Source organism: Rodentibacter caecimuris (assembly GCF_010587025.1).
GTDB lineage: Bacteria > Pseudomonadota > Gammaproteobacteria > Enterobacterales > Pasteurellaceae > Rodentibacter > Rodentibacter caecimuris.
Genome location: NZ_CP040863.1, coordinates 808,076 through 829,744, shown reverse-complemented (window position 1 = coordinate 829,744; position 21,669 = coordinate 808,076). Strand labels below are relative to the sequence as shown.

Genomic DNA, 21,669 nt, shown 5'->3' with positions numbered 1-21,669 from the left:
TATAGTAATTGGAGGAAAAATGAAACCTTTATTTATTCGATTTTTAAGTGCGGTCATTTTTCCTCTTGTTTTTTCAGCTTGTGTTTCGCAAGCCCCCTCTTCTGATTTTAATAAACAACAGGCGGCAAAAGCGCGAGTCGAACTGGCGCTTGGCTATTTGCAGCAAAATAATTTTATTCAAGCGAAACAAAATCTTGATAAAGCGTTAGCACATGATCAAGAGTATTATCTTGTTCATTCTGCCTTTGCACATTTTCATCAATTGCAAGGCGATGTTAATGAAGCAAGAAAATCTTACCTTAAATCCATAAAACTTGATGAAAAACAAGGTGATGTACATAATAATTTTGGCGCGTTTTTATGTAGTCAAGGTGAGTTTGAACAAGCCAATAAGCAATTTGAACTTGCCTTACTTTCGCCTAATTATTACCGTCAGGCAGATACTTATGAAAATATGGTGCTTTGCTCACAGGCGCTAAATCAATCGGAGGCTTATCAAAAAGCAATCGACAAATTACGACAAATAGATGTGAATCGTGCGGAAAAACTAAGTCTAATCAAATAAAACATTGCCAAAAATTGCTTTGGACTTTAAAATTCTGCCTTTAATTATGTCTCATAAATTAATAAACATTATGGATGCCCAGGCTGAACAAATGGAAACGAAAACGCAAGCAGATCAACCTATATCTTTGGGAGATAAATTTCGTGAGGCCCGCGAAGCCTTAAATCTTTCTCTTGAAGATGTCTCTAAGCAAATTACACTACGTCCCGCGATTTTAGCTCAAATCGAAAATAATGAATTTATCCAAAAAAATGTGCCTGCGGCTTTCATGAAAGGCTATGTACGCAATTATGGGAAGTTTCTGCGTTTACCTGAAAGTCTTTGGGCCGATCTCTCTTTTGGGGAAGACGAACAAAATGATTTGGGAAAAAATGCCCGTTCTACTCGCTCGGTAAATCAATATTCTTCTCACAGTCGTTGGGTTGGCTATTTAACCGCATTAGTGCTTTTAGTCGCATTAAGTATGACGGGCTTGTGGTGGTGGCAGAACTATCAAAAATCTAATGAAGAGCGTGATACCTTAGTGCAAAGTTATGTGTCAAATGTAGAAACTACCCAAACAGTATCGGAAAGTTCCTCCGTTTCACCTACTGAACTGCCAAGTGTTCAACCGATCCAGCCGGAAAATACTCAAGCTAATAGTATGGAAATGGCTGAAGTAAAAGCTAGCCAAGAGGTTATTTCTGCTCAGACTGAACAAAATGTATTACCTAAATCAATCACTTCTGGCGAAGACACAACGTTGAACGAAATTGCGATTCCTGATACGCAAAGTGCGGTTGAAGATCCAACTATTTCTCCACCTCCGCCGGCTGCTCAAGGTGATTTAGTCGTGGAAATATTAAAAAATACCAGTTGGTTAAGTATAAAAGATCAGAATCGAAAAGTGCTTGCACAAAAAGAATATAAGCAAGGTGAAGTCTTAACCTTTAGCGGTAATGAATTTTCATTGATTGTAGGGGCACCGGGGAATGTTCGTATCACTTATAAGGGGCAGGATTATCCTCTAAAAGTGGACGGGCGTGTCGCAAAATTTAAACTTTCACAACCTTAATAAGGAATGATGATGTCAGCTTTTCAACCGATAATTAAGCGTCGTGAATCGACAAAAATTTATGTAGGTAATGTACCGATTGGTGGAGATGCACCGATTGCCGTGCAGTCTATGACAAATACGCGCACTACGGATATTGATTCTACGGTTGCTCAGATTAAATCTTTAGAGCGTGTGTGTGCCGATATTGTGCGTGTTTCTGTGCCGACCATGGATGCAGCTGAAGCGTTTAGAATTATTAAACAGCAAGTTAGTATACCATTGATTGCAGACATCCATTTTGACTACCGTATTGCATTAAAAGTTGCTGAGTATGGTGTAGATTGTTTGCGTATAAATCCCGGTAACATCGGACGAGAGGATCGTATTCGTGCAGTAGTGGATTGTGCTCGTGATAAAAATATCCCTATTCGCATTGGTGTGAATGCCGGTTCTTTAGAGAAAGACATTCAAGAGAAATACGGTGAGCCTACTCCCGAAGCACTGGTTGAATCTGCATTGCGTCACGTAGAGATTTTAGATCGTTTTAACTTTGATCAATTTAAAGTAAGCGTGAAAGCGTCCGATGTGTCTTTGGCGGTAGAATCTTATCGTTTACTGGCAAAAGCGATTAAACAACCGTTACACCTAGGGATTACCGAAGCCGGTGGTGCGCGTGCCGGAGCTGTTAAATCGGCAATCGGTTTAGGAATGCTACTCGCTGAGGGAATAGGAGATACATTACGAGTTTCCTTGGCGGCAGATCCTGTGGAAGAAATCAAAGTAGGTTTTGATATTTTAAAATCGTTGCGTATTCGTTCCCGAGGAATTAATTTTATTGCCTGTCCAACCTGTTCTCGTCAAGAATTTGATGTGATCGGTACAGTGAATGCTTTAGAACAACGTCTTGAAGATATTATTACACCGATGGATGTATCTATTATCGGCTGTGTCGTAAATGGACCGGGTGAAGCCTTAGTCTCTGATCTCGGCGTAACAGGTGGGAATAAGAAAAGCGGTTATTATATAGATGGCGAGCGTCAAAAAGAGCGGTTTGATAACGAAGATATTATCAATCAATTAGAAGCAAAGATCCGTGCGAAAGTCGCATTGCAAGATCCCAAAAATCGTATTATTTAAGGAAAACTTGTGGCAAAAACAATTCAAGCAATTCGTGGTATGAACGATTGTCCACCAACAGAATCCCCATTATGGCAATGGGTTGAAATGCAGGTACGTGAAGTATTAAACAGTTATGGTTACTCTGAAGTGCGTATGCCGATTGTTGAAAGTACACCGTTATTTGCCCGTGCTATTGGCGAAGTAACGGATGTCGTTTCAAAGGAAATGTACACTTTTTGGGATAACGATGAACAATTAACCCTTCGTCCTGAGGGGACGGCAGGTTGCGTGCGGGCAGCGATTGAACATGGTTGGATTTATAATAATGAACAGCGTTTGTGGTATATGGGGCCGATGTTTCGTCATGAACGTCCGCAAAAGGGACGTTATCGCCAGTTCCATCAAGCGGGAGTAGAAGTTTTTGGTATTACTAATCCGGAAATCGATGCCGAGCTAATTATTTTAACGGCAAGACTTTGGAAAAAATTAGGTATTGATCAGCAGGTTTCTCTACAACTAAACTCAATCGGTTCATTGGAAGCAAGAGCAAGTTATCGCTCTGCATTGGTAGAATTTTTGGAAAAATATCAAGATCTAATGAGCGAAGAAGAAAAAGAGCGTTTAGTGAAAAATCCGCTGCGTATTTTAGATACTAAAAATCAAGAATTACAAAAAGTGTTAGATAATGCACCGAAACTCCTTGATTATTTGGATGAAGAAAGCCGTGTACATTTTGCTCAATTATGTGCTTTATTAGATGCAGTGGGAATTCAATATGAAATTAATCCAAAGCTTGTACGGGGATTGGATTATTACAATAAAACAGTGTTTGAATGGGTAACCTCTGCACTGGGTGCGCAAGGTACAATATGCGGCGGCGGTCGCTATGACGGTTTGGTTGAGCAGCTTGGCGGACACGCTACGTCCGGTGTAGGCTTTGCGATGGGACTGGAGCGCTTAGTTTTATTGGTACAAGAACTTAATGTAGCCATACCGTTAAAAAGTGCGGTCGATATTTATGTAATTCATCAAGGGGAAAATACGACTTTAGCCGCTTTACAAATTGCTGAAAAAATTCGTTCAGCATTACCGCACTTGCGGGTTATGCAACATTGCTCGGGGGGTAATTTTAAAAAACAATTTAAACGTGCGGATAAATCCGGTGCGACTTTAGCTTTAGTCATCGGTGAAAGTGAAGTGCAAAATAGTCAGGTAGTTGTGAAACATTTACACGGTGGAGTTGAACAACAAACCTTTGAAGTTGAACAAGTTATTGATTATATTCAATCTCAATTTTAATTTATAAAGGAAAAAGATATGGCATACTCCATTGAAGAAGAACAAGAGATTAACCAGTTAAAAGAATGGTGGAAAGAAAACGGCAAAACTATCATTGTCGCTTTTATTTTGGGTGTGGCCGGCGTGTTTGGCTGGCGTTATTGGCAGACTTACCAAGCAAATCAAATAGCTGAAGCCTCGGCAGGATATGATGCTTTAGTTTATGCAGCCGAGCAAGATCCTGCCGCTCAGAAAGCGAAATTAACGGAATTCGTTCAAGCGAATAGTAAAACCAGTTATGCAGTCTTTGCGTTGTTTGATGAAGCAAAAAATGCGGTGGCAAAACAAGATTTTGCGAGTGCCGAAGTCGCTTTACAGCAGGTTTTAACACAATCTCAAGATGACTTATTGACATCACTTGCCGCTTTACGTTTAAGTGCCGTGCAATTCCAGTTAGGTCAATTAGATAGTGCATTATCAACACTTGAACAGGTAAAGAGTGCCGGTTTTAATGCTCGCAAAATACTTTTAGTCGGTGATATTCAGTTGGCAAAAGGCGACACTGTTGCGGCAAAAAATAGTTTTGAGCAAGTGCTTCAAACGGGTAGTTCGTTAGAACAGCAAATGGCTCAAATGAAATTAAACAATCTTTAGTATAAAGCGCCCGATAGGGCGTTTGTTTTATGCGCTTTTTATTTCCACTTCCTCCCCCGATTCTTTGTTTCTCCATTGGTGTGGTGATGTATGCCTTACCTCAAATAGGGCGATATTCCAGATTTTTTTATGCGATTTGGTTTTTTATTCTAGTCTCTATTTTGGTTGCTGCTGCGAGTGTATGGCAATTTTATCGCAATGAGACATCTATTGATCCGAAACAGTTGGATAAAACGACAAGGCTTGTCACATCCGGTATTTTTCAAATCACGCGTAACCCAATGTACCTGAGTCTATTACTGATTCTTGTATCATGGGCATTATGGTTAGGGCATTTATTGGCTTGGAGTGGGGTCATTATCTTTATATTTTTAATGAATCAATTCCAAATTTCTCGAGAAGAAATCTATTTAGAAAAGAAATTTGGGGATACATATCGTCGGTATAAATCGAAAGTTAGGCGGTGGATATAAAAAGTGCGGTCAAAATTGACCGCACTTTTGTAGTTCATTGATTATTTGGCGTGATTGCAATCAGCCGCTTTCTTTTCAAAACGCTCTGCAACATAATCCCAGTTTACAACATTCCAAAATTCTTTAATATAATCCGGGCGACGATTTTGGAATTTCAAGTAGTAGGCGTGTTCCCAAACGTCTAAGCCTAAAAGTGGGAAACCTTCACAACCTGCAATTTCTTTACCCATTAGTGGATTATCTTGGTTTGCTGTGGAAACAACCGCGAGTTTTCCTTCGGTAGTTAACACCAACCATGCCCAACCTGAACCGAAGCGGGTTGCCGCCGCTTTTTCGAATTCGGCTTGAAAGGCTTCGACAGAACCAAAATCGCGTAAGATTGCTTCTTTCAATGCACCTTGTAATGTAGTTCCTTTTTTCAAGGATTTCCAGAATAAACTATGATTTGCGTGACCGCCGGCATTATTACGTAATGCGACACGTTTTTCTGCCGGAAGTTTGTCAAGTTGAGAAATTAATTGACCTGCGCAAATTTCGGTAAATTCAGCCGGTAAGCCTTCTAGTGCCGCATTGGCATTATTTACGTAGGCTTGGTGATGTTTACTATGGTGAATTTCCATCGTTTGAGCATCAAAATGAGGTTCTAAGGCATCATAAGCGTAGCCTAATTCAGGTAGAGTGTAAGCCATAATTCATTCCTTCTTATAAAATGAGTTTTCATTTGAGCCGATTTGGCTGTCAGCTAAAAATGCAAAAGCTTTAACCAAAAAGTACTAAGGGGAAAATACTAGCAGAAAAGTTGATTTAGATCATTAAATGTTTTCCCTTTTGTAGAAATTGAGTATTCAAATGAAGCTTGTTCTAAGTCAATAAAACCTACAATCTACTACCAAATAGTTAATTGTTTTGACTACTTAAAATCTCGTTAAATTTTTCACTTGTGATAGAATGACCGCAATTCAATATTCGTGTTTTTCTTTATGTCTAAGTCTCACAATTTATCTATCAAAGAGCTTGCCTGCCAACGTGGTGAGAGTTTGCTTTTTTCCGGTTTATCGTGCAATTTTAACTGTGGTGATTTTGTGCAGATTGAGGGACATAATGGTATCGGAAAAACCAGTTTATTGCGTATTTTAGCCGGGCTTGCACAACCGTTAGAAGGTGAAGTGCGGTGGAATTCTGAACTTATTTCCAAACAACGGGAAATTTACTATCAGGATTTACTTTATCTAGGGCATTTTTCCGGCGTAAAACCAGAACTGACAGCGTTAGAGAATCTGCAATTTTATCAACGCATTAGCCAAGCGGAGCAGGGAGATGACGCACTTTGGGACGTATTAGCGAAAGTCGGACTTTTGGGGCGTGAAGATCTACCTGCCGCACAACTTTCAGCGGGGCAACAACGACGTATTGCATTAGCAAGATTATGGCTTTCTCATGCACCGTTATGGATTTTAGATGAACCTTTTACGGCAATTGATAAAAAAGGTGTGGAAATTTTGACCGCACTTTTTGATGAGCATGCAAAACAAGGTGGTATTGTATTAATGACGAGCCATCAAGATGTGCCGAGTATGCGTTTGCAAAAACTTAATTTAGCACAGTATAAAGCGGAATAAGTGAATGATTTTTCTAGAAGTAATTAAACGTGAATTAAAAATTGCAATGCGTAAACGGTCAGAGATTTTAAATCCACTGTGGTTTTTTTTGATTGTTATCACGTTATTTCCACTTGTGATTGGACCGGATCCTAAATTACTTTCACGCATTGCACCCGGAATTGCTTGGGTGGCGGCTTTACTTTCTGCATTGCTTTCTTTTGAACGCTTGTTTCGTGATGATTTTATTGACGGTTCACTTGAGCAATTAATGCTGACCAAGCAACCTCTCGTATTAACGGCGTTGTCCAAGGTTATCGCACATTGGCTTTTAACCGGTTTGCCACTGATTTTACTTTCGCCAATTGCGGCATTATTACTTTCGCTTGAAGTTCATCTTTGGTGGGCGCTAGTGCTAACCTTGCTTCTCGGTACACCGGTATTAAGTTGTATCGGGGCGATTGGTGTTGCATTAACCGTAGGATTACGTAAGGGCGGTGTGTTGCTCAGTTTACTTGTAGTGCCGTTGTTTATTCCCGTGTTGATTTTCGCATCTTCCGTATTGGATGCAGCCGGTTTGAATTTGCCTTATACGGGGCAACTTGCAATTTTAGGTGCGATGATGGTAGGTGCGATGACGTTTTCGCCTTTTGCGGTGGCTGCGGCATTGCGTATTAGTTTGGATAATTAATTCGACAACTGTGCGAAAGTGCGGTTGTTTTTCTTTTTATTTTTTTGTGAGGCTTTGTTATGTGGAACTGGTTACATCCCTACGCTAAACCAGAAACCCAATATCGAATTTGTGGTAAATTGAGTCCGGTGTTTGCTCTATTGAGTTTGTTATTGTTAAGTGTCGGTATTGTATGGGGCTTGGCCTATGCGCCGGCAGATTATCAACAGGGGAACAGTTTCAGAATCATGTATGTACATGTGCCAACGGCGATTTGGTCAATGGGCGTGTATGGTTCAATGGCGGTAGCCGCTGTGATCGCACTGGTATGGCAAATTAAACAAGCTCATTTAGCAATGATTGCTATGGCACCTATTGGCGCATTATTCACCTTTCTCGCACTGATTACCGGTGCGATTTGGGGCAAACCGATGTGGGGGACTTGGTGGGTATGGGATGCCCGTCTGACTGCTGAATTAATTCTATTCTTTTTATATCTTGGTATTCTTGCTCTTTATTCCAGTTTTTCCGATCGGGCGATCGGAGCAAAAGCCTCGGGTATTTTATGTATTACTACTGTGGTGATTTTGCCGATTATTCATTTCTCTGTGGAATGGTGGAATACGCTTCATCAAGGCGCAAGTATTACAAAATTTGAAAAACCGTCTATTGCTGCTCCGATGTTAATTCCATTGATTTTATGTATTTTTGGTTTTTTAGCTTTATATATTTGGCTGACCCTGGTGCGTTATCGTGCGGAATTATTAAGAGAAGATGCAAAACGCCCATGGGTGAAAGCTCTGGCAAAAGATTGTAGTAAATAGTTTTTATATTTTTATGGAGGAATAAAAATGTTTTTCCAAACTTGGAGTGATTTTTTTGATATGGGTGGCTATGGCTTTTATGTATGGCTATCTTACGGCATTAGTTTGGTTGCGATTGTTGCGTTGATCATACAAAGCCTCAAACAACGTAAAACGATTTTGAAAAATGTTCTGCGTGAAACCCAACGTGAAATGCGTTTACAACAAGCTAATAAAGGAAACACACTATGAACCCGAGACGTAAATCCAGACTTAAATTAGTTGTTTTTGTTGTACTTGGTATTGCCATTGCTAGTGGCTTGATACTCTATGCGTTACGTCAGAATATTGATTTATTCTACACGCCGTCGGAGGTGGTTTTGGGTAAAGATAATAACCCGAACCAAAAACCTGAAGTCGGGCAGCGTATCCGAGTCGGTGGAATGGTGGTTGAAGGAACTGTAGAGCGTGACCCGAAAAGTTTAAAAGTGCGGTTTGATTTGAACGATATTGGCCCTGCGATTACCGTAGAATACGAAGGTATTTTGCCTGATCTTTTCCGAGAGGGGCAGGGTATTGTTGCACAAGGCGTATTAACCAAACCGACCGTACTGACCGCTACTGAAGTGTTGGCAAAACACGATGAAAATTATGTACCGCCTGAATTAGGCGAAAAAATGCAAAAAGTGCATAAACCGATGGGTGTAGATGAGGCGGATTTGAAAGGTGAAAGTGTGCGTGATCGTCAAGAAAAACAAGAAGGCAACAAATGATCGCTGAAATCGGAAATTATGCGCTCGCCTTGAGTCTTGCCGTGTCATTAATGCTCGCGATTTTTCCATTGTGGGGCGCAGAGAAGGGGAATACCCGCTTAATGGCATTAGCACGACCAATGACCTACGGATTATTTGTCAGCCTTACCATTGCTTTTGTCGCGCTGTTTTACTTGTTTGCAGTCAATGATTTTAGTGTGCAATATGTAGTAAATAATTCTAACAGTACCTTGCCAATTTATTATCGTTTATCCGCTGTTTGGGGATCACATGAAGGCTCATTGTTGCTTTGGATTTGGTTGCTTGCCCTTTGGTCCGCCGCAGTGGCGCTATTAAGTAAACATTTACCTCAAGAAGCGGCAGCGAGAGTGCTGGGCATCATGGGAATCATTAGCGTGGGTTTCGTGCTGTTTGTATTATTTACATCCAATCCATTTATCCGCACTTTCCCTAATTTCCCTGTGGACGGTAAAGAACTTAATCCTATGCTACAAGATGTAGGATTGATTTTTCACCCTCCGCTACTCTATATGGGCTATGTCGGTTTCTCTGTCGCTTTTGCGTTCGCGATTGCTTCTTTAATGACCGGTAAACTTGATTCGGCGTGGGCGCGTTGGTCTCGCCCTTGGACGCTTGCCGCATGGGTATTTTTAACACTTGGTATCGTTCTCGGTTCTTGGTGGGCGTATTATGAATTAGGCTGGGGTGGCTGGTGGTTCTGGGATCCGGTTGAAAATTCATCCTTTATGCCTTGGTTAGCCGGTACAGCGCTGATTCATTCTCTTTCGGTGACGGAAAAACGCAGTTCATTTAAAGCTTGGACGGTACTCCTCGCTATTTTGGCTTTTTCCCTCTGTTTACTCGGCACATTCTTGGTGCGTTCGGGGATTTTGGTGTCAGTTCATGCCTTTGCCTCTGATCCGACGCGCGGTTTGTATATTTTGGCATATCTGGTGGTTGTCATTGGCGGCTCACTCGCACTTTATGCCTATAAAGGCAGTCAAATTCGTTCACGTGATAATGCGGAGCGCTATTCTCGCGAAAGTATGTTGCTATTAAATAATATTCTATTAATGACCGCACTTTGCGTGGTGTTTTTAGGTACATTGTTACCTTTGGTGCATAAACAGTTAGGATTAGGCACAATTTCAATCGGCGCACCGTTTTTTGATCAAATGTTCTTGATTATTATGACACCGTTTGCGCTATTGCTAGGCATTGGGCCGCTAGTAAAATGGCGACGGGATCAATTCTCAGCAATTCGAACGCCGGTTATCATCAGTGTTGTTATCATGCTGATTGCAGGATTTGCCTTACCTTATTTCTTGCAAGACAAGATTACCGTAAGTTCCGTTCTTGGTGCGATGATGACTATTATTATCCTATTACTCGCACTTTACGAATTACAACAACGGGCTACCCATCGCGAATCGTTTTTTGTCGGTGTGCGCAAATTATCCCGTTCTCATTGGGGAATGTTATTTGCACACTTAGGTGTGGCAATGACGGTATGGGGGATCGCTTTTAGCCAAAACTTTAGTGTAGAACGTGATGTACGAATGCAAGTAGGGGATAGTGCTCAGATTGGTCGTTACGATTTCAAATTTGTCGGTGTCAGTGATGCCAACGGGCCTAATTATATTGGTGGTAAAGCACAAATTGATATTACAAAAGACGGAAAACCGGAGGCAACCTTATTCGCTGAAAAGCGTTTTTACACCGTGAGCCGTATGTCAATGACAGAAGCAGCTATTGATGGGAGCTTAACACGTGACTTGTACGTGGCGCTAGGCGAAAAACTTGATGACAATTCTTGGGCATTGCGTTTGTATTACAAGCCTTTTATTCGTTGGATTTGGATTGGTGGTGTGTTTATGGCATTGGGTGGTCTGTTGTGTATGTTTGACAGACGTTATCGGTTTAATAAATTATTAAAAAAATAACTCCCGTATTGCATTCCTGATTTTCCTTATGGAAGTGTGAAACCCTGTGGAAAATATAGCGTGATTGATTTTTTCGCAACCTTTTCCAAATAAGGAAAGGACAAGTTACTTAAAAGAGCGGTAGAAATGAAAAAAAAATTATTGATTCCTCTTGTTCTCTTTTTAGCAGTGGTTATTGCCTTTTTAGTGCAACTTAACCGTAATGCTCAAGGTGAAGATATTAAGGCTTTAGAATCGGCGTTGGTTGGAAAACCTGTCCCGACGAAAAGCTTAACGGAACTCTTTGAAAACAAGGTTTATGGCAATGAACTATTCCGTCAAGGCAAACCGGTTTTGCTAAACGTATGGGCGACTTGGTGTCCAACCTGTTATGCCGAACATCAATACTTAAATAAACTGGTGCAACAAGGTGTGAATATTATTGGGTTGAACTATAAAGATGAACCGGCAAAGGCAATAAAATGGTTAAAAGATTTGGGTAATCCTTACCAACTTGTGCTAAAAGATGAAAAAGGATCTTTTGGCTTAGACTTGGGGGTATATGGTGCACCGGAGACTTTCATTGTGGATGGTAAAGGAGTGATTCATTATCGTTTGGCCGGGGATGTAAACGAAAAAGTATGGCTGGAAACGTTGAAACCGATTTATGACAAACTTGCGGAGCAGACACAATGAAAAAATTAGGGCTTTTTTTAGCCGCACTTTTATGTAGCACGGTGGCATTTTCCGCCATTGATGCACTGAATTTTAGCTCGCAACAGCAAGAAAACGATTATCACCGACTTACGCAATCTTTGCGTTGTCCGCAATGTCAGAATAATAATATTGCAGACTCAAATGCCACAATTGCGGTAGATATGCGTAACAAAGTCTTTGAGTTATTACAAGAGGGAAAATCGAAAAATGATGTGGTGGAATATATGGTGGCGCGTTATGGTAATTTTGTGACCTATGATCCTCCGATGACGGCGAGTACCTTAATTTTATGGTTTGCACCATTATTTCTTATATTATTCGGCGTTTTTTTCCTAATGAAGCCTAAGTCTAAAAAACAAAGTGCGGTCAAAACCGACAATGTTTTAACGGAAGAAGAAAATGCGCGTTTAGCTGAATTATTGAATCAAAAGGATAAATAGATGAGTTTTGCATTGAGTTTGGTCGCCATTACTTTACTGGTAGCGTTAATTTGTTTTTATCCTTTGCTGTATCGGTTTAAGACACAAAATGAACAAAAACGTGATGAGCTGAATAAGGCACTCTATTTCTCACGCCTGCAAGAAATCGAACGGGATAATGCGCAAGGGCTAGTGGAAAATGTAGAATTACTTAAACAAGAATTGCAGAAAACGTTATTGGATGATGTCCCTTATCAGGAAGAAAAGACAATCCAAAATGAAAAATCTTATGGAAAAATTTGGTTTGCTTCAGGTCTGCTTGCTATAGGGATTGTTGCAGGAGCAAGTTACTTTATGGTTGGATCTTGGCAGGCAGAATCCATGTTAGAGCAAACTTATGCAAAATTGCCTTATTTTTACGAGAGAATGAAAGAAGAGGAGACAAATCCTCTTTCGGATAGTGAAATGCAGCAATTTTCAATCGCACTTCGTATTGATTTACAGAAAAATCCACAGGATGCCCAAAAGTGGTGGTGGCTGGGACAAATTGGTATGAATTTAGGTGATGCCCGTTTGGCGTTCGATAGCTACCAAAAAGCAAATAAGCTTGAGCCTGATAATTTACAATATAAACTGGGTTATGCACGTGTATTAATGTTTTCGGAAGATGTGACGGATAAACTAAAAGGTAGTGATTTATTACGAGAAGTTATCCGTAAGGATCATAGCAATATTGAAGCATTAAGTTTATTGGCATTTCGTTATTTTGAAACGGAAGATTATAAAATGGCGGCAGTGACTTGGGCGATGATGTTACGGTTAATGCCAAAAGATGATAAACGGGTAACGTTAATTGAAAAAAGTATTCGTGCTGCACGCGATGCGTTAGAAGTTCAAGAACAGGAAAAAACAAAAAGTATTACACCAGAGAAAAATTAGTCATGCTTGCAATTGAAGGTGTTCATCAGGTTGTCATCATTGTTTTGGATTAGCTGTGTTCTAAGCGATTTTATACAGAAATTTCAGGCGCAAAGATGATAGCCGAACCTTATCGGTAGAACGGGATAGTTAAAAATTAGATTTGGAATTAAAGTTAAGGAGATGGAATTCTGTATTTTTTATTTGTGGCTAATAAGGGGCCTGTGAATCTGTTGGGGTAGATGATTTTATAAAAATAAAGTATACTTTCTGCACAAATCCGGACGGTTTACCTGTAGAATTCTATCAAACTTATTAATAATATAAGGATGAATATGAAGTATTATACTTATCTCTTATGTTTTTTTATATTATCTTTTTTACCTTTGTCGGCTTCTGTTAGTGCAAAAACGATTGTGGTTAAAATATCAGAAGATACTCAGAATTTAACGCGCTATATTGATAGTAAAGAACAGCGGGTTTTAGATCCGAGTAGTTCTGTTCAAGATGCGAAAAATTTAGCTAACAGTGTTGAGTTTGAAGTGTATATGGTGAGTGAGAATTTTTCTTCTAAAAGTGTTTTTGTATCTGGTGAGGGAGTATGTAATGGCTTTGAGGGTGATAATGGAGTAGATTTTACAAATTCTACGAATAATTACATACATCCTAGTGATGATAGTCAATATTACGGTGGAATTATAGGAGCTTCGCTTTATCGGCAAGATGAGCCAAGAAATGTGCAGTACGTACCTGTTTACGTTATTGATGATCCTCAATTAGAGCAAGAGATTCGTGAGCGGGAAGGGAGACAAACAAAGCAGATTATTAGAGATAAAGTGGATAGCAATAAACAACTTTTGGATAAAATGGTTTGTAAAAAGGGAGCAAAATGAAAAAATTATTAATTACATGTCCGATATTATTTCTTGTTGCTTGTAGCTCACAACAAGTAGTGCAACAGGATACGGGTATCTGTGATATGAAAACGGTGCAAGAGTACCAAGCTCGCGTAGCTAGTGGTAATACGGTAACTGCCGAACAAAAAGCAAAAGCTGCAAAAGATATTTCAGATCCGATTAAAATGAATGCGAGTGACAGTCGCCAGAGAGTCATTTATCAACGCACACCAGTTGTTGTACCGAGTATTGGGTTTGGTTATTACAGAGGTTATCATCATTGGTAATGAAAAATAGCTGAATTTAGCCACTTTTTTGCTTCAAATTAAAATAATAAACCGTACTTAAAAAAGTGCGGTTTATTTTTTTCGATATTATGTAGTCGTTGAAGAAAACTGATATTTTAAAGTGGATGTAGGGACACATGGTGTTTGTTTAATATCAAAAATTTTAGCTTATTGGCTAGGGCATACGTAGTATGCCCTATGTTTTGTATAAATTTTATTTTGTGTATTTACTACATCACATCGTATTTTTGCTATTTTTTCTTCGCGTATTTTAATGAGTCTATCGCAACAGCTAAAATGATGATGCTACCTTTGATGATGTATTGCCAATAAGGGTTTACCCCAATATAGGTTAAGCCGTAGTTGATTACGGTAAAGATGATAACACCGGTAACTACACCAATTACAGTACCAACACCACCAGCAAACGATACGCCACCAACTACGCAGGCTGCAATTGCATCCAATTCGTACATAAAACCTAAGTTATTCGTTGCAGAACCGATTCGACCGGCTTCTAACATTCCGCCGAAAGCATAGAACATCCCTGCAATGATATAAATAACAACAAGGTTGCGTGCAACGTTTACACCGGATACTCTAGCTGCTTCAGGATTACCTCCGATAGCGAAGATGTTCTTACCAAAACGGGTTTTATTCCACATTACCCACACTAAAAATGAAGCAATAGCTGCATAAATCGTGATATATGAAAGTTTAAAGCTACCTATTCGGAAGAATCCTTGGGCAAAGTCAGAAAAATTTTCATTAAAACCGGCGATAGGGGAGCCACCTACTGCATCGTAATAAAGGGAGTTGAAACCATAAACAATGATCATGGTTCCCATAGTGGCAATAAATGGCGTGACGTTTAGATAGGCAATGACTAAACCGTTAACTAAGCCGATAACAGCACCTACGGCACAAACGGCTAGAATCACAACAGGAATAGGGATTTCACCTAAATCAGGGAAAACACGGTTCATATTTTCCATAGATTGCAACATGGTTGCAGAAATTACCGCGGCTAAACCGACCTGACGACCGGCAGATAAGTCTGTACCTTGTGTCACCAATAATCCCGCTACACCCAATGCGATAATTAAACGCACGGAGGATTGGGTAAGAATATTACTAAAATTGATAAGATTTAAGAAAGTTGGATCTTGTGCAATGATAATGCCGAGTAAAATCAATAGCACAAAATAGATCGCATTTTGTTTTAGAAGATCAAAGGATTTATTTTTTTCTAGGGCACTCATAATTCATTTGTTCCTTATATTGTTATAAATATTTCGCCGCCAACTGTAAAATTTCTTCCTGAGAAGTTTTTGCAGTCTCTACAATACCGGCAACCCGACCGTTACTCATTACGAGAATTCTATCGGTTGTCCCTAATAACTCCGGCATCTCAGAGGAAATCATAATGATACCTTTGTCTTTTTTAGCAAGCTCTTGAATGAGCTGGTAAATTTCAAATTTAGCACCGATATCAATGCCTCGGGTTGGTTCGTCAAGCATCAAAATTTCCGGTTGGGTAAGTAACCAACGACCAATAATAACTTTTTGTTGATTACCGCCGGAAAGTGATCCAATCGTGGTTTTGTGTGAAGGTGTTTTTACATTCATTGAATCAATGACCCATTGGGTATCACTACGCATTTTCTTATTGCTAAGTAATTTCCAAGGCGTAAGGTAAGATTTCATATTTGAAATCAAAGAATTGAATTCAATGCTTAGATTGGAGTAGATCCCAGTAGTACGGCGTTCTTCGGTGACAAGTGCAAAACCGTTATTAATTGCTTCAAGTGCGGTTCGATTTTTGACAATTTTATCGTGTAGCTTAATTGTACCGCTTTTCAGTTCACGCACGCCGAAAATAGCTTCGACAATATCTGTACGTTTTGCACCGACTAGACCCGCAATACCTAAAATTTCACCCTTACGCAATTCAAAAGAGACATCTTGAATAGAGGGCTGATTGATGGCAGTTAAATGTTCGGCTTTAAGTACAACTTCTTTTGGGACATTTGTTTTTTCAGGGAAACGCTGGGTAAGTTCGCGTCCTACCATCATTGAAACAATTTGTTCCATACTGGAGGTTTTTACCGGCACGGTATTGATCCACTTCCCATCACGTAAAATAGTAATTTCGTCACAAATTTTGAAAATTTCATCCATTTTGTGAGAAATGTAAATAATGCCGCAGCCGCGATCTTTTAATTTTTGAATAATTTTAAACAGATGTTCGACTTCTTTTTCAGAAAGCGATGATGTTGGTTCATCCATAATGACGATTTTGGCATCATAAGAGAATGCTTTTGCAATCTCGATCATCTGCATTTGAGAAACAGAAAGTTTGGCGACTTTTTCTTTTGGATCAACATCAATCTCCAATTCATCAAAAATCGCTTTGGTATCACGATACATTTTGGCGTGATCGACAAATGGCCCCTTAAGCGGATAGCGTCCAAGCCAAAGGTTGTCCATGACACTGGTCTGGCGTACGAGATTGAGCTCTTGGTGCACCATAGAAATGCCATTTTCGAGGGCTTCTTTTGATGTTTTAAAATTGACGGGTTTACCTAAGAAAAAAATCTCACCTTCATCTTTGGCATAAATACCGAACAAACATTTTAATAATGTAGATTTTCCCGCTCCATTTTCTCCCATTAAGGCATGAACAGAATGAGAACAGACGGTTAAGTTTGCACTATCTAAGGCTTTTACGCCCGGAAAGGATTTACTGACATTGGTCATCGTAAGCAGTACCTGACTACCTTGACTTAAATCTTGAGTTGTCATATCCAACCTCATTTGAAATAGGGGAAGTAGAAATACTCCCCCTAAAGGTTACATCACTGATATTAGTTTTATTTTAAGAATTCAGCTAAATTATCTTTATCCACACCTACATAAGGGATACGTACAACGCGATCTTTTAATTCCCATTTGGTGCCTTCGGTAGCTGGTTTGCCTTGGGCGAGGTTATTGGCTAATTGAACAACGGCTTTACCTTGATTTACGCCGTCATTTAATACGGTACCGGCCAATTCCCCTTTCTTAATAAGTTGTAGGGCTTCAGGTAATGCATCGACACCGAAAATCGGTAATTTTTTACCGTGCGCTTTTGTCGCTTCCAATGCACCTAATGCCATACCGTCATTATTAGAAATGATCACTTCAATATTATTGGCTTTAGAACTGGATAACCAAGCATCCACTTTGTCTTTTGCCATTGCGGCATCCCACATACCGGTATCAATAAATAATTGCTCTGTTTGAATACCCTGTTTATTTAATTCATCTATAACATATTTTGTACGGGCTTCAGCATCAGGATGTCCGGGTTCACCTTTTAGTAATACAAATTGGATTTTACCGTCTTTGTTTAAATCAAATTCAGGTGTTGCTTTCCATTGTTTTGCAATTAGGTTGCCTTGGATAACGCCTGATTCTTTTGGATCGGTACCGACATAGTAGGCTTGTTCATAGCTACCAATCGCTTTGGCACCGGGATCTTTATTGAAGAACACCACAGGAATATTATCCGGTTTTGCTTTACTGATAATGGTTGGTGCGGCAGCCGGATCTACTAAGTTGATTGCAAGCGCTTTCACACCTTTAGAAAGTAATACATCAACTTGGTCATTTTGGATGGATTGGGCATTTTGAGAGTCATTCATTAATAACTCAATGCCTTGTAATGTTTTTGCTTCTTTATCAATTTCTTTACGCATTAATGACATAAAGTTGTCATCATATTTATAAATGGTGACCCCAATACGGTTATCCGCTGCGTAGCTTGCCGTAACCGAGCCTAAACCTACTGCTAAAGCGATTGCGCTTAATACTGTTTTTTTCATAAAACACTCCTAGTTGGAAGGTTGATGTGAACAAAGAAGACACTGTACGTTATTATGACAGTTGTCATAACTGTCTTGGCATAATACTGAGCAAATTCCCGTAAGTCTGTGATCAAACTCACATAAATGAAAACGATTACAAAGGAATATTAAAATTTGTGATCTTTATCACATTTTAATTTGCCGGTTCCACAGAAAAACGACGAACCAATGTTGGGTTAAATTGAATCGTTGAGGGTGTTGCAATGTTTTCATCAACTAAACTTAATGCTAAATTGGCTGCATAAGTTGCCATTAAATCAATAGGATAGCGAATTGTCGTGAGTTTAGGGATTAAATAACGTGCAATCGGCATATCATCAAATCCGATAATGGAAAACTGACTTGGTACCTTGATATTGTTTTCATTTAGCACCGAAATTGCACCGGCAGCCATAGAATCGTTGTAGGCAACGACAGCGGTCAAATCTTTGTTGTAACTGAGTAAATCAATCATTGCCTGTTCTCCACCCTCAAAATCCGGAGAATTATGCACGATTGCGTGTTTAACGATAGGGTAATTGTGCATTTTTAACGCTTCCAAATAGCCGCTCCGACGCTCAATTTCATCAAAAATAGCATGATTGGAACCGATGTAAGCAATCTTTTTATGCCCGCACTGAATGAGCATTTCCGTTGCAATATAAGTCCCCTTTTGATTATCCAAACTGATGCAACGGTTTTCATAGCCTTTAATGACACGGTTAATCACCACCATTCCTTTCACTTTATCAAGATAATCTTTAAGTTCTTCATCTGAAAGCGCTTTAGAATGGACAACCAAGCAGCTACAACGTTTACGTAATAACGTATTAATCGCCTCGCGTTCTTTTTCCGCATGATGATAACCAATACCGATTAAAATCGTTTTATTATGGGATTCAGCCACTTTATCCACTGCTTTCACTAAAATAGCAAAAAAAGAATCCGTGACATCTGTTACCACAACACCAATCGTATCGGTATTTTGTACAGCAAGTGCCTGTGCATTGGCATTAGGCTGATAACTTAATTGTGAAATCGCATTTTGTACGGAAAGACGGGTTTTTTTACTGACTGACGGATGATTATTTAACACTCGAGATACTGTTGCAACGGAAACTTTAGCGAGCTTTGCAACATCATGAATGGTACTCATAATATGCCCTCTTTCTTCTTAATTTGTAATTGGTCATCATAATAACTTAGTACAGGATTGAAAACGGTTACTTTTTAATTTTGTAATATAGATCACAAAAATCACCCTTAAAATTCTAATTTTGTGATATGGATCACGGTTTATTATTGAGAAGTTAGGTATCTTACAACGTAATTAAATGTAACCGATTACAAATAAATAAGGGAGCCATTATGAGTGATAGATTATTTGAACCGACGGAGCACCCGCATCGCCGTTATAATCCGTTAATTAACCAATGGGTTTTGGTTTCACCACATAGAGCCAAACGCCCATGGCAGGGGCAGCAAGAGAAAGTGATAGAAGAACGGAAACCAAGCCATGATCCGAATTGCTATCTTTGCCCGCGTAGTAAACGTATTACGGGGGAGTTAAACCCTGATTATGATAAACCTTATGTATTTAAAAATGATTTTTCCGCTCTTTTAGAGGATACGCCCACACCGGAAAAATCAAATGATCCGCTTTTTCAAAGTTCACAAGCACGTGGAGAAAGCCGGGTAATTTGCTTTTCACCGGATCACAGTAAAACTTTGCCATTATTGACCGCACTTGAAATTGAAGAAGTGATTAAAGTTTGGCAAATGCAACTTCGTGAGCTTGGAGAAAAATATCAATGGGTGCAAATTTTTGAAAATAAAGGGGCGACGATGGGCTGTTCTAACCCTCATCCTCATGGTCAAATTTGGGCAAGCAGTTTCTTACCGAATGAAGTGGATAGCGAAGATCAAAGCCAACGTCATTATTGGCAAAAATACGGTTCGGTTATGTTACTGGATTATGTAAAGCGTGAGCTTGAATTAAAAGAACGAATTGTTGTGGAAACCGAACACTGGGTGGTGGTTGTCCCTTACTGGGCTGTGTGGCCGTTTGAAACCTTGCTGTTACCAAAAACACATATCAAGCGTTTAACGGATCTTAGTGAAACACAAGCTAAAGATTTAGCCCTCATTCTGAAAAAACTAACCACAAAATACGACAACTTATTTGAAACCTCTTTTCCTTATTCAATGGGGTTTCATGCTGCGCCTTTTAATGGAGAAGAAAATGCGCACTGGCAACTCCATGCGCATTTTTATCCACCACTGTTACGATCTGCTACAGTACGAAAATTTATGGTGGGGTATGAAATGCTTGGTGAAAGCCAACGTGATTTAACCGCAGAGCAGGCGGCGGAAAGATTGAGAGCGTTGAGTGAAATTCATTATACCGAGAGATGATAGATTTTCCCTTCTCTCCTTTTATGAAATAGGGGAGGGGCTCCAAGAATAAATTTAGATATGAAGGATAGAAATATGACGCCAATCAAAACAGCACAACACATCTTCAGCCAAAAATTCCATACCGCACCCGAATTAACTGTTTACGCTCCAGGTCGTGTAAATATTATTGGGGAACATACGGATTACAATGAAGGCTTTGTGATGCCTTGTGCGATTAATTTCGGCACGGCGGTGAGCGGTAAAAAACGAGACGACCATATTTGGCGTGTTTATGCGGCAGATTTGGATAAAACCGATGAATTTTCTCTTAAAGAAACAATCGAACAAAGCCCGCATAAATGGGCGAATTATGTCCGTGGCGTGGTGAAATTTATACAAGAACGTTACCCTTATTTTAACCAAGGCGCGGATCTTGTCATTTCAGGTAACGTACCGCTTTCTTCCGGTTTAAGTTCATCGGCTGCACTGGAAGTTGCTGTGGGGAAATTCTGTCAACAATTGGCTGATTTACCCATTTCTCATATTGATATTGCACTCAATGGTCAAAAAGCCGAAAATCAATTTGTCGGTGCGAATTGTGGCAATATGGATCAACTTATTTCTGCTCTTGGGCAAAAAGATCATCTTTTGATGATTGACTGTCGAAGCCTTGAAACAACCCCGACGCCGGTGCCGGAGGACATTGCGGTGATTATTGTTAATTCTAATGTACCGCATGATTTAGTGACGGGCGAATATAATACACGCCGTCAGCAATGTGAAAAAGCGGCGGCATTTTTCGGTGTGAAAGCGTTGCGTGACGTGTCGGTATCTCAATTTAAAGAAAAAGAGGCAGAATTGACCGCACTTGATCCGATTGTGGCAAAACGTGCCCGCCATGTTGTGACGGAAAATCAGCGGGTATTGGATGCTGTGGCGGCGCTAACAGATAATGATTTGACCCGATTAGGCGAATTAATGGGGCAATCTCATGATTCAATGCGTGACGATTTTGAAATTACCGTGCCGCAAATTGATTATTTGGTAGAATTAGCCCAATTAGTTCTTGGTAAACAAGGTGGGGCAAGAATGACTGGAGGCGGTTTTGGCGGTTGTATCGTTGCCCTTGCGCCGCAGGATAAAGTCGATGCCGTCCGCAAAACTATTGCCGAGAATTATGAAAAAACAACCGGATTAAAAGAAACCTTTTATGTGTGCCATGCTTCACAAGGCGTACGAGTGATTTAAGGAAAATCA

At 39.8% G+C, this 21,669-nt stretch carries 24 protein-coding genes; 19 read left to right on the top strand and 5 right to left on the bottom strand.

All coding sequences use genetic code 11. From position 1 onward, the window contains the following. The first annotated feature begins 19 nt into the window (after nucleotides 1–19). From pilW to FEE42_RS04005, 6 genes are all read left to right on the top strand, one after another. Nucleotides 20–565: a type IV pilus biogenesis/stability protein PilW gene (pilW, locus tag FEE42_RS04030; RefSeq protein ID WP_164027766.1), complete on the top strand. Its 546-nt coding sequence runs from the start codon at nucleotides 20–22 to the stop codon at nucleotides 563–565. Nucleotides 566–656: 91 nt separating this feature from the next. Continuing rightward, nucleotides 657–1,619 carry a RodZ domain-containing protein gene (locus FEE42_RS04025; protein ID WP_237184476.1) on the top strand — a complete coding sequence of 321 codons (963 nt, stop codon included), beginning with the start codon at nucleotides 657–659 and terminating at the stop codon, nucleotides 1,617–1,619. A gap of 12 nt (nucleotides 1,620–1,631) precedes the next feature. After that, a complete protein-coding gene (gene ispG, locus FEE42_RS04020; RefSeq protein WP_164027765.1) occupies nucleotides 1,632–2,738 on the top strand; it encodes a flavodoxin-dependent (E)-4-hydroxy-3-methylbut-2-enyl-diphosphate synthase in 1,107 nt (368 codons plus the stop codon). A 9-nt stretch (nucleotides 2,739–2,747) separates the two neighbouring features. Continuing rightward, nucleotides 2,748–4,019: a histidine--tRNA ligase gene (hisS, locus tag FEE42_RS04015; RefSeq protein WP_164027764.1), complete on the top strand. Its 1,272-nt coding sequence runs from the start codon at nucleotides 2,748–2,750 to the stop codon at nucleotides 4,017–4,019. Between the two features lie 18 nt (nucleotides 4,020–4,037). Then, on the top strand, nucleotides 4,038–4,652 hold the full coding sequence (locus tag FEE42_RS04010; protein ID WP_164027763.1) for a YfgM family protein: 615 nt from the start codon (nucleotides 4,038–4,040) through the stop codon (nucleotides 4,650–4,652). Nucleotides 4,653–4,681: 29 nt separating this feature from the next. Continuing rightward, entirely contained in the window at nucleotides 4,682–5,125 is a 444-nt protein-coding gene (locus tag FEE42_RS04005; RefSeq protein ID WP_164027762.1) for a methyltransferase family protein, read from the top strand. A gap of 41 nt (nucleotides 5,126–5,166) precedes the next feature. Here the strand turns inward: FEE42_RS04005 and sodA are convergent, their stop codons facing one another. After that, on the bottom strand, nucleotides 5,167–5,814 hold the full coding sequence (sodA, locus tag FEE42_RS04000) for a superoxide dismutase [Mn] (protein WP_059365601.1): 648 nt from the start codon (nucleotides 5,812–5,814) through the stop codon (nucleotides 5,167–5,169). A 291-nt stretch (nucleotides 5,815–6,105) separates the two neighbouring features. Between sodA and ccmA the strand changes: the two genes are divergently transcribed. The 11 genes from ccmA (at nucleotide 6,106) to FEE42_RS03945 (ending at nucleotide 14,128) form a co-directional block, all read left to right on the top strand. Continuing rightward, nucleotides 6,106–6,744, top strand: coding sequence for a cytochrome c biogenesis heme-transporting ATPase CcmA (gene ccmA / locus FEE42_RS03995; RefSeq protein WP_164027761.1), 639 nt, complete (start codon nucleotides 6,106–6,108; stop codon nucleotides 6,742–6,744). 4 nt (nucleotides 6,745–6,748) lie between these two features. Next, the gene (gene ccmB / locus FEE42_RS03990) at nucleotides 6,749–7,414 is read left to right on the top strand and encodes a heme exporter protein CcmB (protein ID WP_164027760.1); all 666 of its coding nucleotides are present in this window, start codon (nucleotides 6,749–6,751) and stop codon (nucleotides 7,412–7,414) included. A 59-nt stretch (nucleotides 7,415–7,473) separates the two neighbouring features. Further along, the gene (locus FEE42_RS03985) at nucleotides 7,474–8,217 is read left to right on the top strand and encodes a heme ABC transporter permease (RefSeq protein ID WP_059365598.1); all 744 of its coding nucleotides are present in this window, start codon (nucleotides 7,474–7,476) and stop codon (nucleotides 8,215–8,217) included. 27 nt (nucleotides 8,218–8,244) lie between these two features. Next, the gene (ccmD, locus tag FEE42_RS03980; protein WP_059365597.1) at nucleotides 8,245–8,448 is read left to right on the top strand and encodes a heme exporter protein CcmD; all 204 of its coding nucleotides are present in this window, start codon (nucleotides 8,245–8,247) and stop codon (nucleotides 8,446–8,448) included. Further along, nucleotides 8,445–8,969 carry a cytochrome c maturation protein CcmE gene (gene ccmE, locus FEE42_RS03975; protein WP_059365596.1) on the top strand — a complete coding sequence of 175 codons (525 nt, stop codon included), beginning with the start codon at nucleotides 8,445–8,447 and terminating at the stop codon, nucleotides 8,967–8,969. The genes ccmD and ccmE overlap by 4 nt, the downstream gene beginning before the upstream one ends. After that, nucleotides 8,966–10,912 carry a heme lyase CcmF/NrfE family subunit gene (locus tag FEE42_RS03970; protein WP_164027759.1) on the top strand — a complete coding sequence of 649 codons (1,947 nt, stop codon included), beginning with the start codon at nucleotides 8,966–8,968 and terminating at the stop codon, nucleotides 10,910–10,912. Before ccmE ends, FEE42_RS03970 begins: the two co-directional genes overlap by 4 nt. 126 nt (nucleotides 10,913–11,038) lie before the next feature. After that, nucleotides 11,039–11,587: a DsbE family thiol:disulfide interchange protein gene (locus FEE42_RS03965; protein ID WP_135969350.1), complete on the top strand. Its 549-nt coding sequence runs from the start codon at nucleotides 11,039–11,041 to the stop codon at nucleotides 11,585–11,587. After that, on the top strand, nucleotides 11,584–12,048 hold the full coding sequence (locus tag FEE42_RS03960; protein WP_059365593.1) for a cytochrome c-type biogenesis protein: 465 nt from the start codon (nucleotides 11,584–11,586) through the stop codon (nucleotides 12,046–12,048). Before FEE42_RS03965 ends, FEE42_RS03960 begins: the two co-directional genes overlap by 4 nt. Further along, the gene (gene ccmI, locus FEE42_RS03955) at nucleotides 12,049–12,966 is read left to right on the top strand and encodes a c-type cytochrome biogenesis protein CcmI (RefSeq protein ID WP_059365592.1); all 918 of its coding nucleotides are present in this window, start codon (nucleotides 12,049–12,051) and stop codon (nucleotides 12,964–12,966) included. Nucleotides 12,967–13,280: 314 nt separating this feature from the next. Next, nucleotides 13,281–13,838, top strand: coding sequence for a DUF8095 domain-containing protein (locus FEE42_RS03950; protein WP_135969351.1), 558 nt, complete (start codon nucleotides 13,281–13,283; stop codon nucleotides 13,836–13,838). Further along, nucleotides 13,835–14,128 carry a hypothetical protein gene (locus FEE42_RS03945; RefSeq protein ID WP_164027758.1) on the top strand — a complete coding sequence of 98 codons (294 nt, stop codon included), beginning with the start codon at nucleotides 13,835–13,837 and terminating at the stop codon, nucleotides 14,126–14,128. The genes FEE42_RS03950 and FEE42_RS03945 overlap by 4 nt, the downstream gene beginning before the upstream one ends. A gap of 251 nt (nucleotides 14,129–14,379) precedes the next feature. Here the strand turns inward: FEE42_RS03945 and mglC are convergent, their stop codons facing one another. The 4 genes from mglC to FEE42_RS03925 all read right to left on the bottom strand — a co-directional run bounded on the left by mglC (nucleotide 14,380) and on the right by FEE42_RS03925 (nucleotide 19,171). Then, a complete protein-coding gene (mglC, locus tag FEE42_RS03940; protein WP_077581826.1) occupies nucleotides 14,380–15,390 on the bottom strand; it encodes a galactose/methyl galactoside ABC transporter permease MglC in 1,011 nt (336 codons plus the stop codon). A 22-nt stretch (nucleotides 15,391–15,412) separates the two neighbouring features. Beyond that, nucleotides 15,413–16,933: a galactose/methyl galactoside ABC transporter ATP-binding protein MglA gene (gene mglA / locus FEE42_RS03935; RefSeq protein ID WP_135969354.1), complete on the bottom strand. Its 1,521-nt coding sequence runs from the start codon at nucleotides 16,931–16,933 to the stop codon at nucleotides 15,413–15,415. A gap of 68 nt (nucleotides 16,934–17,001) precedes the next feature. Continuing rightward, entirely contained in the window at nucleotides 17,002–17,994 is a 993-nt protein-coding gene (gene mglB / locus FEE42_RS03930; protein WP_059365587.1) for a galactose/glucose ABC transporter substrate-binding protein MglB, read from the bottom strand. A gap of 175 nt (nucleotides 17,995–18,169) precedes the next feature. Then, a complete protein-coding gene (locus tag FEE42_RS03925) occupies nucleotides 18,170–19,171 on the bottom strand; it encodes a substrate-binding domain-containing protein (RefSeq protein ID WP_059365586.1) in 1,002 nt (333 codons plus the stop codon). A gap of 212 nt (nucleotides 19,172–19,383) precedes the next feature. On the opposite strand from FEE42_RS03925, the gene galT reads away from it, so the two are divergent. Both galT and galK read left to right on the top strand, forming a co-directional pair. Then, nucleotides 19,384–20,430, top strand: coding sequence for a galactose-1-phosphate uridylyltransferase (gene galT, locus FEE42_RS03920; protein ID WP_164027757.1), 1,047 nt, complete (start codon nucleotides 19,384–19,386; stop codon nucleotides 20,428–20,430). A 75-nt stretch (nucleotides 20,431–20,505) separates the two neighbouring features. After that, nucleotides 20,506–21,660 carry a galactokinase gene (galK, locus tag FEE42_RS03915; RefSeq protein WP_059365584.1) on the top strand — a complete coding sequence of 385 codons (1,155 nt, stop codon included), beginning with the start codon at nucleotides 20,506–20,508 and terminating at the stop codon, nucleotides 21,658–21,660. The last annotated feature ends 9 nt before the right edge of the window (nucleotides 21,661–21,669 follow it).

Coding starts and splice junctions, on each gene's coding strand:
- ispG (WP_164027765.1), top strand. CDS start 1,632: ATGTCAGCTTTTCAACCGATAATTAAGCGTCGTGAATCGACAAAAATT.
- pilW (WP_164027766.1), top strand. CDS start 20: ATGAAACCTTTATTTATTCGATTTTTAAGTGCGGTCATTTTTCCTCTT.
- galT (WP_164027757.1), top strand. CDS start 19,384: ATGAGTGATAGATTATTTGAACCGACGGAGCACCCGCATCGCCGTTAT.
- ccmB (WP_164027760.1), top strand. CDS start 6,749: ATGATTTTTCTAGAAGTAATTAAACGTGAATTAAAAATTGCAATGCGT.
- FEE42_RS03950 (WP_135969351.1), top strand. CDS start 13,281: ATGAAGTATTATACTTATCTCTTATGTTTTTTTATATTATCTTTTTTA.
- FEE42_RS03970 (WP_164027759.1), top strand. CDS start 8,966: ATGATCGCTGAAATCGGAAATTATGCGCTCGCCTTGAGTCTTGCCGTG.
- FEE42_RS03945 (WP_164027758.1), top strand. CDS start 13,835: ATGAAAAAATTATTAATTACATGTCCGATATTATTTCTTGTTGCTTGT.
- mglA (WP_135969354.1), bottom strand. CDS start 16,933: ATGACAACTCAAGATTTAAGTCAAGGTAGTCAGGTACTGCTTACGATG.
- galK (WP_059365584.1), top strand. CDS start 20,506: ATGACGCCAATCAAAACAGCACAACACATCTTCAGCCAAAAATTCCAT.
- ccmA (WP_164027761.1), top strand. CDS start 6,106: ATGTCTAAGTCTCACAATTTATCTATCAAAGAGCTTGCCTGCCAACGT.
- FEE42_RS04005 (WP_164027762.1), top strand. CDS start 4,682: ATGCGCTTTTTATTTCCACTTCCTCCCCCGATTCTTTGTTTCTCCATT.
- FEE42_RS04010 (WP_164027763.1), top strand. CDS start 4,038: ATGGCATACTCCATTGAAGAAGAACAAGAGATTAACCAGTTAAAAGAA.
- FEE42_RS03965 (WP_135969350.1), top strand. CDS start 11,039: ATGAAAAAAAAATTATTGATTCCTCTTGTTCTCTTTTTAGCAGTGGTT.
- ccmD (WP_059365597.1), top strand. CDS start 8,245: ATGTTTTTCCAAACTTGGAGTGATTTTTTTGATATGGGTGGCTATGGC.
- FEE42_RS03985 (WP_059365598.1), top strand. CDS start 7,474: ATGTGGAACTGGTTACATCCCTACGCTAAACCAGAAACCCAATATCGA.
- ccmE (WP_059365596.1), top strand. CDS start 8,445: ATGAACCCGAGACGTAAATCCAGACTTAAATTAGTTGTTTTTGTTGTA.
- FEE42_RS04025 (WP_237184476.1), top strand. CDS start 657: ATGGAAACGAAAACGCAAGCAGATCAACCTATATCTTTGGGAGATAAA.
- sodA (WP_059365601.1), bottom strand. CDS start 5,814: ATGGCTTACACTCTACCTGAATTAGGCTACGCTTATGATGCCTTAGAA.
- FEE42_RS03925 (WP_059365586.1), bottom strand. CDS start 19,171: ATGAGTACCATTCATGATGTTGCAAAGCTCGCTAAAGTTTCCGTTGCA.
- mglC (WP_077581826.1), bottom strand. CDS start 15,390: ATGAGTGCCCTAGAAAAAAATAAATCCTTTGATCTTCTAAAACAAAAT.
- ccmI (WP_059365592.1), top strand. CDS start 12,049: ATGAGTTTTGCATTGAGTTTGGTCGCCATTACTTTACTGGTAGCGTTA.
- FEE42_RS03960 (WP_059365593.1), top strand. CDS start 11,584: ATGAAAAAATTAGGGCTTTTTTTAGCCGCACTTTTATGTAGCACGGTG.
- mglB (WP_059365587.1), bottom strand. CDS start 17,994: ATGAAAAAAACAGTATTAAGCGCAATCGCTTTAGCAGTAGGTTTAGGC.